We start from the raw sequence: 13662 nt of genomic DNA, 5'->3' as shown, positions 1-13662 counted from the left end.
TCAACGCGGCATTGGGATCATCTGCGGTTGCTGGCCGGTCAGAATGGCCATGGCGTCCGCGCCCAAAAGATCGGAAAGTGCCCGATCCGAACTGCGCAACCCCCCGGTGTAAGTTCCGTAGGCAGGCAGGATCAGCCGATTTCTGTCCAGCAGAAAGGCAGGTCGTGAAATGTGCCTGCCTTTCGTCCGAATCTGTGCTTTCGGATGAAAATGGCCTGAAATTTCACCTTGCGGCCGATCCTGGGCGATGTGACGAAAGACGAGAGGGCCGCACTGCCATTCGACCAGATGAGAGCCCCCCATCTCGATCGGGCCGGGATCGTGATTGCCTTCGATCCATATCCATTGGCGCCCGGCCTGCAAAGTCGCAATCCTCAACCCTTCTGCGTCGGGCAAGGCTTGGGCCGCTTCGAGATCGTCAAAGCTGTCACCTAGGCAGATGACGGTTTCGGCGTTGGTGTGTTCCAGATCGCGGGCCAGCCGGTCAAGCGTTTCGCGACTGTCATAAGGCGGCAGCGTAGCCCCGCGCCGACGGGCCATACGTTCGGATTTTCCCAGATGCAGGTCCGAAACACAGAGCAGTCGCCGCGCCGGCCACCATAATGCGCCAGACGGCAACGCATCGAGTTGCTGGCCTGCAAAGGAAAACTTGCACACGTTCATGATACGTTCTTGACCTGATTCCACATCTTGCGCAAGGGGCTCAAAGCTGGTCCAACCCGGCGGCTTCCAGCAGGCGTGCGCTTTCTTCTGCAAGCAGCCTTTCTTCGGCGGCCCCTTTGACAGGCACCTTTCCGACCTCAAGAAACAGCGGCGCGGCCAGTGGGGAAACGCGGTCTAGACGCAGCAGGTCGACGCGGTCGCCGATGCGCGCCAGCATTGCCTCGATCCGACCGAAGTCAACCAACCCGCGCATGGCTTCTTCGCGGGTGATCTGCATCAACAGATGATCGGGATCATATTTCAGCAAAGTGTCATAGAGAATATCCGACGAAAACGTGGCTTGCCGCCCGGTTTTCCGTTGCCCGGCCATGTTGCGTTCGATCAGACCGGCAATCGTGGCCGACGCGCGAAAGGTACGCTTCATGACTGCGTTGCCTGCCAGCCATGTGTCCAGCCCGTCACGCAGCGCTTCGGGTTGAAACAAAGGGCGTGGGTCAGTGACCGCATCCAAACCCCAAATCAGCGTGGCATAGTCTGTGGCGACAAACCCCAGCGGCGCCAAACCGGTATCCTCCATCCGCTTGGTCAACAGCAGCCCAAGTGTTTGTTGCGCGTTGCGGCCGGCGAATCCGTACACGCACAGATGCTCTCGCCCGTCGCTTGGAAAGCTTTCGATCAGCAGACGATCGCGTTGAGGCAGGCGGGACATTTGGCGCTGCAAGTCCAGCCAATCAGCCGTATGGGAAGGCAGGTGCGGCCAGTCAGTTTGGGCGAACATGCGCAGAATGCGGTCGCTGAGTCGCGTTGAGGTCGCAAATTTCGTGCCCGAGAAGGTCGCGATCTTTGGTTTGCGATCGGCGCGACGGCTGACTTCGACCACCATTTCGCGCAGACCTTCATACCGTACGATCTGTCCGCCGATCAGGAAGGTATCGCCGGGGGTCAGCGAAGCAGCAAAGGCTTCCTCGACTTCGCCCAACGGTTTACCGCCACGGCTGCGTTTAAGGCGAACTTTGAGTGTATCCGTGTCCTGAATCGTGCCCAGATTCATGCGAATACGCGACGCTGCGCGAGGATCGCGCAATTGCCATTGCCCGTCGGCACGCTTCTGCAACCTTTGCCATCGATCATAGGCGCGCAAGGCGTAGCCGCCGGTGGCACAGAAATCCAGACAGGCGTCAAATTCCGGTCGGGTCAACTGTGCGTAAGGTCCGGCGGATGTCATCTCGGCATATAGATCATCAGCGTCAAAGGGCCCGGCACAGGCCGCAATCAGAATGTGCTGGCACAACACATCGCGGGGGCCGGGGCCTCGGGGTTCTCCGTCCAGTTCATGGGCTTTGGCAGCCTCGAGCGCAGCGACGCATTCGACAACCTCAAAACGGTTCGCAGGAACCAGCAGCGCCTTGGAAGGCGCGTTGTAGCGGTGGTTGGCCCGACCAATCCTTTGCACCAGCCGCTTGACGTTCTTGGGCGCACCGATCTGAATCACCAAATCGACATCGCCCCAATCAATGCCCAGATCGAGGCTGCCGGTGCAGACGATGGCGCGCAATTCGCCACGCACCATCGCGGCCTCGACCCGCTCGCGTTGCTGCCGGTCGAGGCTGCCGTGATGGATACCGATGGGCAGGCCGTCGTCATTCGCCAGCCACAGATTGTGAAAGTAGATCTCGGCCTGCGCGCGGGTGTTGTGAAAGATCAGCGTGGTCTTGTGCCGCCGGATCTGGTCCAGCACAGCCGGAATCGAATAGGCCGCGCCTCCGCCGGACCAGGGCGGCATTTCCGTTGTTTCCAACATCTGGATGTCTGGGTCCGGGCCGGGATCGGCCTGCACAATCCGGCAGGGGTCCGGGTGGCGCGCCAGAAAGCCGGCAATTGCCGCGGGGTCTTCGACTGTGGCTGACAGGCCTACACGACGTAGACCCGGGTTGAGGCGCTGAAGGCGTGCCAGGGCCAGCATCAGCTGATCGCCGCGCTTGCTTTCCGCCAACGCGTGGACTTCGTCGACGATGATCCGCTGTACCCCATCGAACATGCGCGGCGCATCTTCGTACGAGGTCAGCAGTGCCAGACTTTCCGGTGTGGTCAGCAGGATATGGGGCGGATCGGCCCTTTGGCGTTTTTTCTGCGTGGCCGAGGTGTCACCGGTGCGATCTTCGATCCGGATGGGCAGGCCGATCTCATCCACCGGGGTGCGCAGGTTACGTTTGATATCCGCCGCCAGCGCCTTGAGCGGCGAGACATAGAGCGTATGCAAACCGTTGTGGCCACCGTCGGCCAGCTCGGACAGGGAAGGCAGAAATCCGGCCATGGTCTTGCCGCCACCCGTTGGGGCGATCAGCAAGGTTGCCGGCTGCTTCGCCCGGTCGAACATCTCTTTCTGATGTGGGTGGATGGACCAGCCTTTGGAGGAGAACCACGTACCAATCCGAGCGGGAATCTGCGTCATGGTTGCAGATTACCCGCCCGGAGGAGGGATTGGCACGGCGTTATTTAACGATTTTCTCGTCTTTTACGAACATGTTGGCCCAGGCACGGTCAATCAGCTCCGGGCTCATCTGATAAGGGATGCCTTCGAACTCGCAGATCGAGATCATCTGGTCGATCAGGAAGATCGGTTGGTAGTTGGCATAAATATTGTTGATGGTCGGGTACTTGACCTTCAACAGGTGCACCAGTGCCGCCTCGTCCAGCGGCATTCCACGTTTGCGGGCCACCATGGCAAAGATTTTCAGGAAGTTCTCCTGGTTCGGACCGTCGATTTTGATCTTGAAGAAGATCCGACGCAAGGCGGCCTGGTCGAAGATCTCGTTCGGGTGGAAGTTGGTCGAGAAGATGACCAGCGTGTCAAACGGAACTTCGAACTTTTCACCCGATTGAAGGCCGAGGATATCCTTGTTTTCTTCAAGCGGGACGATCCATCGGTTGACCAGCGCCTGCGGCGGTTCGGCCTGACGGCCAAGGTCGTCCACGATGAAGATGCCTCCGGTGGATTTCAGCTGCAACGGGGCCTGATAGGTTCGTGCGGTCGGGTTGTAGACCAGATCCAACATGCTGAGCGAGAGCTCGCCACCGGTTACGACGGTGGGGCGTTCACACTGAACATAGCGAGAATCGAACCGCTTGCGACGGCGCAGGCTGTTGGGGTCGTCCGGCTCCTGTTCGATGGCCGTGTGCACGATCGGGTCATAGACCGTGATCACCTGACCCGCATATTCGATAGCGTAGGGCACATAGACGTTATCACCCAACGCATCCCGGATGCCGTTCGAGATCGAGGATTTACCGTTGCCCGGAGGACCGTACATCAGAATCGACCGGCCCGCGCTAACCGCCGGGCCCAGATGGTCCAGCAGGCTGTCGGGCAGAACGAGATGACCCATTGCGCCAACCAGTTGCTCTCGCGTGACTTGAATATTTCGGATCGACTGGCGTTTGACCTGCTCGCGATAGACATCCAGCGGCACCGGCATTGCGCCGAAGTATTCGGATTGGCTCAGCGCATCCAGCGCACGGGCCTTGCCTGCATCGGTCAGCTGATACCCCATCTCATTGCCGCTATTGGCGTTCAGTGTCCCGGTCGCTTCAAGCAGTTTCTGATCGCGCGCGATATCGACCAGTTCCTGAGTTACCGAACCAGGCAGACAGATCGCTTCGGCCACTTCTGATACCGTGCTCGCGTTTTTGCGAAAAACCGTCTTCAGAAGGATGTCCCGCATCATTACAAGCGGAAGCTTCATTTCGCCCAAACCCTTGGGGGCAGGGGGGGCCATAACAGAGGAATTCTGCATATTCATGCGCGGTGCTCATCCATCAATTTGTCACGCCAAGAACCCGAAAAAGGGCGTCTTGAAGAAAAATGAACCAGCTTTGTGGCGGGACAAAGGCAGCGACAAGGCGCGCTGATGATAGTTTACGATCCGAGAACAGTACCCAAAATCAGGTACATGGCCAATGATCCGCCCAAGGCGAAACCCATCGGAAACTGCTTGCCCCGGCTCCAGCTTTCCCAATGCGGCGCGATCGTGCGCAGCCTTGTGATTTTGGCCAAACGATGAGTGACCACGGCAGCCAGAACACAGGCGGTCAGGATCATCAGCATAATTCTCAGATCGCCCAGCCAGACAAACGCCGAAGCGGCGGCCAGAAATTTGGCATCGCCAGCGCCCATGGTGCCTGCGGCATTCAGGAAGATGCCAATAACCAAAACCACGACAATATGCAGCAATTGCCAGAAATAGATCGGCATAGACACGGTGACCGGCCCCAGATTGCCGCCGAGGCTGCCTGTAGACCAGGGTGGAATGGCGATCAGACCTATCACGATGTAAACCAGCGTCAGCGCAAGGACTGCATGGTTCTTGATCCGCATCTCACGCATATCCGTGAAGGCCACGTAAAAGCAGATCGGCAGCACAAACGGCAGAAACCAGGCCGCTGCCACTGCGGGTATTTGCATGTGTCAGGCCCCTTCAAGCGCCCGAAGCGAGCGGACCGCCTCGTCGAAATGCTGCGGGTGGGTTGAAATGGCTTCGCGGAACAGGTTCTTGGCGGTGGTTATGTCGCCCTGTTTGACTGCCGAAATACCCATCGTGTTGAGCAGACGCGCCCGCTCGACCTGAGTCATCGGCACGACTGGCAGGCTGTAGTTGCCTTGCGCCGATCGGGCCAAAACCAGGTTGTTCTTGGCGGTAAACAGCGAATTGTCCTGACGGATCGCTTCCGAGAACAACCGCTCGGCTTCGGCATATTCGCCGCGGGTCAGTTTGGAATATCCCCAGTTGTTCATCACACTGCCCGGACGTGTCGTCAGCCCGACAGCGGTTTCATAGAAATGATCCGCGCGTTTCCACTCTTTCCGGGAATCCGCGACGACTGCCTCGAGGCGATACCGTTTGAAGGTTTCAAAGGTGGGGGGAACCGAATCCAGAACCGTTTTGGCCTGCGACCAGTCGCCGTTTCGGACCAAGGCGTCCGCGTATTCAACCTTGTCCGCGGCGTTCGTGCCCTTCATCGTTGTGACGCGCTTCCATGCGGTCACGGCCTCGGTCGTGCGTTTGGCGCGGCCCAAAGAAATTGCCAGTCCGCGCTGAAGATCGATCCGGTCCGGGTTCTTGAGTGCCGCACCATGGAAATAGGTCACCGCCTCGTTTGGATCTGCGGCGCTCAGAAGCACATCGTTCAGGTTTGTTTCGTCAATGACGTTCACTTCCTGAAACGTTCGTTCAACCTTTTCCTCTTCGGTTTCCTTTGCACAGGCCGAAAGGATCAGACCACTGATAACAACAGTCGGAATCAAGAATTGCTGGCGCATTTTTTGCGTCCTTTACTGCTCTCGCCTCAATTACTGGATCTTGCGTAGCGTGAATTGCCCGTCGCCAAGCTGCTCCAGTGTGTATTCTTGTTGTTCTTGTGGGGTATTATTAACAGGATTTTCCATTTTTGCGAGCGCTAAGCGCAGATTGTCCCGGATTGCGTCACTTTCGCCATTGTCCAGCGCATAGGCCCGCTGAAACACTTGCGCGGCCTCGGGGTATTCCTGTTTTTCCATCAGTAGGACACCGAGATTGTTCCAGGCCACCGGCCAGTCCGTGTCGTCTTCGACGGCTCTGCGCAGCAGTTTTTCGGCCTGTCCCAAGCGGCGTAGCCCCACATTTGCGGTACCCAGAGAGGTTAGGACCTGGGGCGTCATACCCTGTTCAAGCGCGGCCCGGGTAAAGGTATCAAGCGCCAGTTCGTATTCTCCGGCGGCCATCAATCTGTTTCCGACCTCGATGTTGTCCTCTGCCTGACCCTTGGCGTCAATTCCCGGTGCATCCAATCCGTTGGATGACAGGCCTTCTGTGCAAGAAGCCACCATGGCAAAAACCATGGTGGCCCGGAGCATTCGGCGAAACCCGGAAGGGAAGCACCTGAATTCAGCTTTCATATGGTTCTATCCGACCTAGCGTCCAAAACTCGAAATAACATTCGCCGACGGGCCAACCAGAATAATCAGCAGCGGTGGGACCGTCAGCATCATTGTGACAAGAGTCATCTTGGTCGGCAACTTGTTCGCGGCCTCCTCGGCGCGCATCACGCGTTTGTCGCGCATCTCGCCGGCGTAAACCCGCAATGCCTCGGCAATCGATGTACCAAATGTCGCCGATTGGATCATAACGGTGACAAAAGAGTTCACATCCTGCACACCACATCGCACGCCGAAATCACGCAGGACGGTGTCCTTGTCCTTACCAGCCTTCATTTCGTGCGCGACAGTTTCGAATTCCTGCGCGATATCCGGATACGACGCACTCATTTCGCTGGCAACGCGAACGATGGCCTGATCAAGCGATTGGCCGGCCTCGACACAGACCAGCATCAAATCGAGCGTATCAGGAAAGCCAGCGGTAATTGCTTCCTTCCGTTCTTCAACCCTGCGCGTGATCCAGTATTTTGGAGCGAAATAGCCAATCGCACCGGGGACAAGCACTCGGATCATCATCTGTGTTCCGGTAAATTCCTGGCCGCCGGAAAAGACCGTGACCAGCAGAACACCAATGAAAATACCAAGGATACCCAAGGAAAACTGCGCAAAGTGGAAGAACCGAACCGAATCCTTCGACCTGTAGCCCGCTTGGCGCAGCTTCAGCTCGACGGCCGAGTATTCTTCTTCGTTTTTGGGCTCAAGGAATGTAGCAAACTTCTCAAGCTGCTCGTTTCGGCTTGAGTTTCGAAGCTGCTCTTTCTTCCCTTTTTTCTGCTTGGGAGGAGCCGCATTCGATCTTTGCAGTTTCTTCAGCGGGTCTTCCGGCTGCTTCATCATCAGCGTGACAGCGACCAGAACCATAAGCAGGCCAAGTACGCCGACAATGATAAGAGGGCCGAATTCGCCCAGGTGCTGGGTTAACAGGTCATTGATGCTGGTCAGGAATTCCATTGTGCTGCCCTCAGACCTTGATGTTGGTGATGATTTTCATGACGATCAGGTTCAATGTCAGCAAGATGGCGACAACAAAACACGCGGGAATAAACCATGGGTGATCCAGCACCTCGTCGTAATAGCCCGGGTCTTTGACCAGGATGAAAATCAGACAGGCAACGGGAAACCCGGACAGGAACTTGCCGGACCATTGTGCCTCGGCCGTAATCGCCTTGACGCGACGGAACAGGCGAAAACGAGCGCGGATCACCTTTGCCAATCCGGCCAGAATTTCGGCAAGGTTGCCGCCGGATTGCTGCTGAATACCCACGGCTACGGCAAGAAAGCGCATATCCTGCATGTCCAATCGTTCAGCCATGTCCTTCAGCGCCTCGCCCACATCGCGACCATAGGCACATTCATCAGCGATAACGCCAAATTCGGTTCCCAGCGGATCCTGAACTTCGTTTGCAACCACCTGAATCGTCGACACAAATGGATTGCCAACACGCAGAGATCGAACCATCAGCTCAACCGCATCGGGCAGTTGTTCTTCAATCATACCCATGCGTTTCTTGGCCTTGTGGTTGACCCAGGCGTAAACGCCGCCGATGCCGATTGCGATGGAAACAACGATACGAAGTGCCGTGTCCGTAGCGGTGCCAATGCTCAAACCGACAAAGGCCATGGCTGATACCAGACCCATGATCATAATCAATTGACGTGGAGAGAACGCGATTGCAGCCTTTTGCGCCTTGTCAGCAAGAAGTGAGTACAGAGGAATGCTCTGCGATTTCATATGCTGCTGCATCTCTTTGCGCAGCTGCTCCAGCACCTGTTCGCGTCCGGCACCCTTTTCCAGCATATCCAGGCGTCGGTTGACCCGGCTGTTCAGGCTGATGGACTTGCCGAAGGCGACAAGATAGATGCCCTCGACCAAGGCAAGAACCCCCACAAAGATGGCGACATAAATGATCGCCTCCATAGGCAATTGCATACCCGGTTCTCCTACATTGTGGTTGGGTCGTAGATGGACGCTGGCAAGTCAAAGCCCCACAGACGGAACCGTTCCGAATAGTGGCTGCGGACGCCAGTGGCGGTGAAATGCCCGATGATCTTGTTGTCTGGTGTCAGGCCAACGCGTTGAAAACGAAAGATTTCCTGCATGGAAATCACGTCTCCTTCCATCCCGGTGATCTCGGTGATCGAGGTCATCCGGCGTGAACCGTCCTGTAGGCGGCTGGCCTGCACGATCAGGTTCACAGCCGAGGCGATCTGACTGCGGACCGCCTTGATCGGCATTTCGATCCCGGCCATCGCGATCATGTTTTCCAGACGTGAAATGCCGTCACGGGCCGAGTTGGCGTGAATCGTGGTCATCGATCCGTCGTGACCGGTGTTCATGGCCTGCAACATGTCGATGACCTCGGCGCCGCGTGTCTCACCCACGATGATGCGGTCAGGACGCATACGCAGGGCGTTTTTCAGACAGTCGCGCGGGCTGACTTCACCTTTGCCTTCCACGTTGGGCGGGCGGCTTTCCATCCGACCCACATGCGTCTGTTGCAGTTGAAGTTCCGCCGTGTCCTCGATGGTCAGGATCCGCTCGGCATCGTCGATGAAGCTGGACAAGGCGTTGAGCGTGGTTGTTTTACCCGAACCCGTACCCCCGGAAACGATGATATTCAGTCGGGTGGACACGGCGGCCTGCAAATACGCGGCCATTTCTTCGGTGAACGCACCGAAATTGACCAGATCATCAATGCCCAGCTTGTCTTTCTTGAATTTACGAATGGAAACAAGCGATCCGTCCACCGCGATCGGAGGCACCATGGCATTGAAACGCGATCCATCGGCCAGACGGGCGTCAACATACGGGTTGGATTCATCGACGCGGCGGCCCACGGCGGACACGATCTTGTCGATGATCCGCATCAGGTGCTTTTCATCTTTAAAGGTAATGTCGCTGAGTTCCAGCTTGCCGGCACGTTCCACAAAAATCTGTTGTGGACCATTCACCAGAATATCGTTGACCGAATCGTCCTGAAGCAGCGCCTCGAGCGGGCCGAGACCCGTTACCTCGTCATACAGTTCCTTGTTCAGTTGGGACCGGTCTTCGCGGTTCAGAACAATGTTTCTTGTTTCCAGAACTTCGCTGGCGATAGCACTGATTTCAGTGCGCAACTCGGCTTCGCCTGCGTTTTCTAGCGCGGCCAGGTTCAGGTTCTCCAGCAGTTCGCGGTGCAGTTCGATCTTGATCTCACCCAGCCGCTCCTTGCGTTTTCGGTCTTTGTCTGAACTTGTGACCTCACCTGTAATCTTTTTCACGGGTTTGCGTGCCACCGCGGTCGCGACAGGTGTCGCCTGTGCAGAAGACGCCTCTGTTTCAGCCGGTTGTGCCGGCGTTTTGACGGGCTGCGCTGCGGGTTGCTTTTTGTATCTTGAAAACACGGCTTATCCCCCCTTTGGGATGATGTTACGCAGCTTCTTCGGCACTGCTGCCGAGGCTGTGGAGCGATTTCGCCAGCTTTGCGATTTCGCGGCGCAACGGGTTCTTGGCGGCCGCATTTGCCAGAGGCAGACCATGATCCCCACTTTGCATGACCGGTTTGCCACCATCAGGCAGCAGCAGGTCGATGGAGATTCCAAGACTTTCCCCCATGCGTTTCACGCGGCTTTTCCCGTTCAGATCGGTAAATTTCGGCGCTCGGTTCAACGCAAAACGCAGCTTGTTGAATGGCAGTTCCTCAGCCTGCAATGCACGTTTCAGGCGCAGGGCATTCTGGGCGGACCGCATGTCCAACTCGATCAGGGCGAAATACACATGGGCGGCCTGCAAAACTGTTTCCGACCACAGGACCAGCGTTTTTGGCATGTCGACAATGACATAGTCGAAATGCGCGCGCGCCATGTCGATCACGCGCTGAATGTCTTCCGGAGTGATCAAGTCCAGTGGCACCATATCGGAGGGTGCGGTTAAAACCTGAAGCTTTTCTTCATATGTTTGAAGGGCTTGCGAGAATACTTCGCTGTCCATCGCATCGGTGTCCGACAGCATTTCAAACACGGTCTCGCGTCGCGGCAGATCCAGATAGGTGGAAACAGTCCCGTATTGCAGGTCCAGATCGATCAGACACACGGTCGGCGCGTCTTTGTCAGAGGCACATGCCAGTTCCCAAGCCAGGTTAACGGCCAGTGTCGTTGCACCGACACCACCTGCCAGGCCCTGAACGACAAACAAAGCGCCTTCTTTGGACGCGCCGCCGGCCAAAGGAACGGCGGCTGCTTGCGCAACGGCAACCGGGTCGGGCTGCTTCATACGCTCAATGGCTTCCTGCAATTCGCCTTCGGGAAGAGGATAGGGCACGAACTCGTCAGCACCCTTGCGTAGCAGTTGGTGCAGGGATGCCGGAGTAACATCCTCGGCGATCAGAACGACTTTTACTTTCTTTTCATTGGCTTGAGTGATTATCTCACCTAGCAGAGAAAGGTTGTCTTCGTCTTCTCCGTCGATCGCCAGTGCTACGAATTCCAGCGTTTCAGCTTCGGGTTGGCTGAAAAAGGCCAACGCTTCTGCAAATCCCAGATCTCCCCAGCGTTCGCCCAAGATGGCTTCCATGTCTTCGATCAGAAGGTCGAAATTCTGAACATCCCGACTGATGGTGCAGGCCAAGATTGCAGTATTGTCGTCTTGCGGCGTCGCGCTGGTCATAAACACTATCCTCGTCGTGAGGGCTCAGCATGTCATATGAACGAAATCCGCCAGATTGATGTGCTGTCGCCCCAATACGGTCAAATTTGGCCGCAGGTCACCCTATTGTTCACAATGTTGCTTTGAAGTTGGGCGAGAATTGGGCGCAAAAGAACCAATTGTAGGGAAATGGGCGACGATGCCGCCCATTTCAAACGTATTATCCACCGCTGCCAGCGTCCTGGGCGTTCACTTCCTGAATCTGGCTTACAGCGGTCGCACTTTCCACATATTCGCGGTAAATGATCTGAGCGTACTTGCCGTCCAGAAGCTGCGGGTTGCGATCAACGAATCCCGAAACTTCAGTGACCGTTCTGCGATTCCTGCGATCCCGGTTTTGCGTTGCGATCAACGGTTGCGTTTTGCCAAACGATACCACCGCCTCAAGCCGTGAGCGCGAGATACCCTGCTGCCCCAAAAACGCGACGACTGCTTGAGCGCGGCGAAGGCCAAGGCTTTTGTTGTAGCTGGCCGACCCCACAGCATCCGTATGTCCGTAAACGCGGAACCGGGCCTCGGGGAACTGCTTGATCCAGTCAGCCTGTTGCAAAAGAATGCGCTGAGCCGAAGCATCCAGTTGCGAGCTGTTGAACGCAAAGTTCACCTGGCTGGGTACATCCGCGGCAAACCGGCGGCTGAGAATCTGCGCGTAGGTCAATTCGCCGCTTTGTACCTGGACGTTGTTGAGCGTCGCGTTTCCGAAAGTGCCTGTATCGATCTCGTACCCGGCCTCGCGGGTGCATGCGGCGACAGCGACCGAAAGACCCAGTGTGATGATCCACTTATGCATTGGTCCTATCCTCCTGATCAATCTAGGACGTAGCCGTAGGAGCTGCCGAAGTTCTGCTTGGCAACTTCTGACGCTCCGCCGGCGCCCGTGCGCTGTGTGCGCGCCACCTGGCCGTTCAAGAACAAGTCAAATTCGCTGGGCGGTTTGACCCGATCGGTTGGAAGCGCAAGAGTTTCGCCCCGAGTCGGTGAAACCAGATGCGCGGTGATGATAACGACGAGTTCACTTTGCTCGCGCTGGTAGTTGGCGCTGCGGAACAACGCGCCCAGAACCGGCACATCCCCCAACCATGGAATCTGGTTGCTCAGATCCGCGAAATCGTCCTGGATCAGGCCTGCAATGGCAAAGCTTTCACCATCGCGAAGTTCAATCGTTGTTTTTGCCCGGCGGGTGATGAAACTAGGAACCGAATCCCCGTTGATGGTAAAATCCGAGCTATTGTCGATACTTGAAACAGCCGTGCCCATCTCAAGGTTGATCAGATCGCCATCTACGACGCGTGGGATGAAGTCCATTTCAACGCCGAAGGCCTTGTATTCGATGGCCACAACGCCGTCATCCTGCGGTACCGGGATGGGAACTTCGCCACCGGCTAGGAACGACGCCTCCTGGCCGGACAGCGCGGACAGATTCGGCTCGGCCAGGCTGCGGGCCAGCCCCTTGGTTTCCAGCGCTTCCAGCAACAGGCGAACCTGCGTCGAACCCGCGCCAAACCCAAACAGGATCGCACCGGTATTGGCCTGAACTGCCGGAATGTTGTTCGCCAAAGCGTTGTTCAGTGCGAACTGGTTGTTGAGCGTGTTAAAGCCTCCGGTAACGTCGCTTCCACCGAAGCCAAGCGACGCTGTCAGGCTTTTGGCGACCGAGCGGTTCATCTCTGCAAAGCGGACCTTCAGCATGACCTGCTGCACACCACCGACCGACATCAGGTTCGAGACACGCTCGGGGGCATACCGTTCAGCCAGTTCCAGCGCGCGCGCCAGTTTGGCCGAGCTGGAGATCGTACCGGACAAAACAATGCCATCATTGGCTGTGCGAACCTCGATGGGTTCGTTGGGCAGGATTTGACGCAGACGTTCCTTGAATTCTGTAACATCCGGTGCGACCCGGACGCGGACATTGGCCAAAAGATTGCCCGCGCCGTCAAACAGTGTCAGCGTGGTCAGGCCAGGCGCCTTGCCCAGAACATAGATCGTGCGCTCCGACAAAGAAGAGATGTCTGCAATGCCGGCATTGGCAATGCTGAGCTCTGCGAAAGGTTGTTCGCTTTCTACGACGATTGCGCGGTTCATCGGGACGTCCAGTGTTTCCACAGTCCCTTTTTTCACCACGCGCAAAGTTTCAGCCCAGGCGGTGTCGCCAATGGGGCCCATAACAAGCGACAACCCCAGCAGGGTTGCGCTGATCCAGGTACGTATTGTCATGTGACCTGCCTCTCCGATCACGCCTCGTTTTTTTGGGTCTTATGCCCTATGGGAGGAAAGACTGCGCGAAATCCGAATTTATTGCAATAATCAATGGTTTCCGTAAGTTTCCTTATGTGGGGAATTGGCA

The 13662-nt window shown here is 56.8% G+C and carries 12 protein-coding genes; all 12 read right to left on the bottom strand.

Annotated elements, in window-relative coordinates; all coding sequences use genetic code 11:
* The 12 genes from pdeM to ACR0E2_RS15710 all read right to left on the bottom strand — a co-directional run bounded on the left by pdeM (position 1) and on the right by ACR0E2_RS15710 (position 13532).
* Positions 1–663 (bottom strand): ligase-associated DNA damage response endonuclease PdeM, encoded by a 663-nt coding sequence (gene pdeM, locus ACR0E2_RS15765; protein WP_480447059.1) that lies wholly within the window; start codon positions 661–663, stop codon positions 1–3.
* 40 nt (positions 664–703) lie between these two features.
* On the bottom strand, positions 704–3115 hold the full coding sequence (locus ACR0E2_RS15760; RefSeq protein WP_480447058.1) for a ligase-associated DNA damage response DEXH box helicase: 2412 nt from the start codon (positions 3113–3115) through the stop codon (positions 704–706).
* A gap of 40 nt (positions 3116–3155) precedes the next feature.
* Positions 3156–4463 (bottom strand): ATPase, encoded by a 1308-nt coding sequence (locus ACR0E2_RS15755; protein ID WP_171641241.1) that lies wholly within the window; start codon positions 4461–4463, stop codon positions 3156–3158.
* A gap of 116 nt (positions 4464–4579) precedes the next feature.
* A complete protein-coding gene (locus tag ACR0E2_RS15750) occupies positions 4580–5125 on the bottom strand; it encodes a prepilin peptidase (protein WP_480447057.1) in 546 nt (181 codons plus the stop codon).
* Positions 5126–5128: 3 nt separating this feature from the next.
* On the bottom strand, positions 5129–5980 hold the full coding sequence (locus ACR0E2_RS15745; RefSeq protein ID WP_171170846.1) for a tetratricopeptide repeat protein: 852 nt from the start codon (positions 5978–5980) through the stop codon (positions 5129–5131).
* A gap of 30 nt (positions 5981–6010) precedes the next feature.
* Complete coding sequence (locus ACR0E2_RS15740; RefSeq protein ID WP_480447056.1) at positions 6011–6553, bottom strand: tetratricopeptide repeat protein; 543 nt, start codon at positions 6551–6553, stop codon at positions 6011–6013.
* A gap of 57 nt (positions 6554–6610) precedes the next feature.
* Entirely contained in the window at positions 6611–7585 is a 975-nt protein-coding gene (locus tag ACR0E2_RS15735; RefSeq protein WP_171170844.1) for a type II secretion system F family protein, read from the bottom strand.
* A gap of 10 nt (positions 7586–7595) precedes the next feature.
* The gene (locus tag ACR0E2_RS15730; RefSeq protein ID WP_152457244.1) at positions 7596–8564 is read right to left on the bottom strand and encodes a type II secretion system F family protein; all 969 of its coding nucleotides are present in this window, start codon (positions 8562–8564) and stop codon (positions 7596–7598) included.
* A gap of 11 nt (positions 8565–8575) precedes the next feature.
* Entirely contained in the window at positions 8576–10018 is a 1443-nt protein-coding gene (locus ACR0E2_RS15725) for a TadA family conjugal transfer-associated ATPase (protein ID WP_480447055.1), read from the bottom strand.
* A 25-nt stretch (positions 10019–10043) separates the two neighbouring features.
* A complete protein-coding gene (locus tag ACR0E2_RS15720; protein ID WP_152457246.1) occupies positions 10044–11279 on the bottom strand; it encodes a CpaE/TadZ family protein in 1236 nt (411 codons plus the stop codon).
* Between the two features lie 199 nt (positions 11280–11478).
* Positions 11479–12108, bottom strand: a complete 630-nt coding sequence (locus tag ACR0E2_RS15715; RefSeq protein ID WP_152457247.1) for an OmpA family protein — start codon at positions 12106–12108, stop codon at positions 11479–11481.
* Between the two features lie 17 nt (positions 12109–12125).
* Positions 12126–13532, bottom strand: a complete 1407-nt coding sequence (locus ACR0E2_RS15710) for a type II and III secretion system protein family protein (RefSeq protein WP_152457248.1) — start codon at positions 13530–13532, stop codon at positions 12126–12128.
* Positions 13533–13662 lie beyond the last annotated feature (130 nt).

It is taken from the genome of Ruegeria sp. A4 (assembly GCF_056543025.1).
The sequence above is the reverse complement of the archived record's forward strand: the minus strand, read 5'-3'. Positions and strand labels throughout refer to the sequence as shown.

What these genes read in the sequence shown, in the direction of transcription:
- ACR0E2_RS15710 (WP_152457248.1), bottom strand. Translation starts at nt 13,532, where the DNA reads ATGACAATACGTACCTGGATCAGCGCAACCCTGCTGGGGTTGTCGCTT.
- ACR0E2_RS15745 (WP_171170846.1), bottom strand. Translation starts at nt 5,980, where the DNA reads ATGCGCCAGCAATTCTTGATTCCGACTGTTGTTATCAGTGGTCTGATC.
- ACR0E2_RS15730 (WP_152457244.1), bottom strand. Translation starts at nt 8,564, where the DNA reads ATGCAATTGCCTATGGAGGCGATCATTTATGTCGCCATCTTTGTGGGG.
- ACR0E2_RS15735 (WP_171170844.1), bottom strand. Translation starts at nt 7,585, where the DNA reads ATGGAATTCCTGACCAGCATCAATGACCTGTTAACCCAGCACCTGGGC.
- ACR0E2_RS15755 (WP_171641241.1), bottom strand. Translation starts at nt 4,463, where the DNA reads ATGAATATGCAGAATTCCTCTGTTATGGCCCCCCCTGCCCCCAAGGGT.
- ACR0E2_RS15760 (WP_480447058.1), bottom strand. Translation starts at nt 3,115, where the DNA reads ATGACGCAGATTCCCGCTCGGATTGGTACGTGGTTCTCCTCCAAAGGC.
- ACR0E2_RS15750 (WP_480447057.1), bottom strand. Translation starts at nt 5,125, where the DNA reads ATGCAAATACCCGCAGTGGCAGCGGCCTGGTTTCTGCCGTTTGTGCTG.
- ACR0E2_RS15720 (WP_152457246.1), bottom strand. Translation starts at nt 11,279, where the DNA reads ATGACCAGCGCGACGCCGCAAGACGACAATACTGCAATCTTGGCCTGC.
- ACR0E2_RS15715 (WP_152457247.1), bottom strand. Translation starts at nt 12,108, where the DNA reads ATGCATAAGTGGATCATCACACTGGGTCTTTCGGTCGCTGTCGCCGCA.
- pdeM (WP_480447059.1), bottom strand. Translation starts at nt 663, where the DNA reads ATGAACGTGTGCAAGTTTTCCTTTGCAGGCCAGCAACTCGATGCGTTG.
- ACR0E2_RS15740 (WP_480447056.1), bottom strand. Translation starts at nt 6,553, where the DNA reads ATGCTCCGGGCCACCATGGTTTTTGCCATGGTGGCTTCTTGCACAGAA.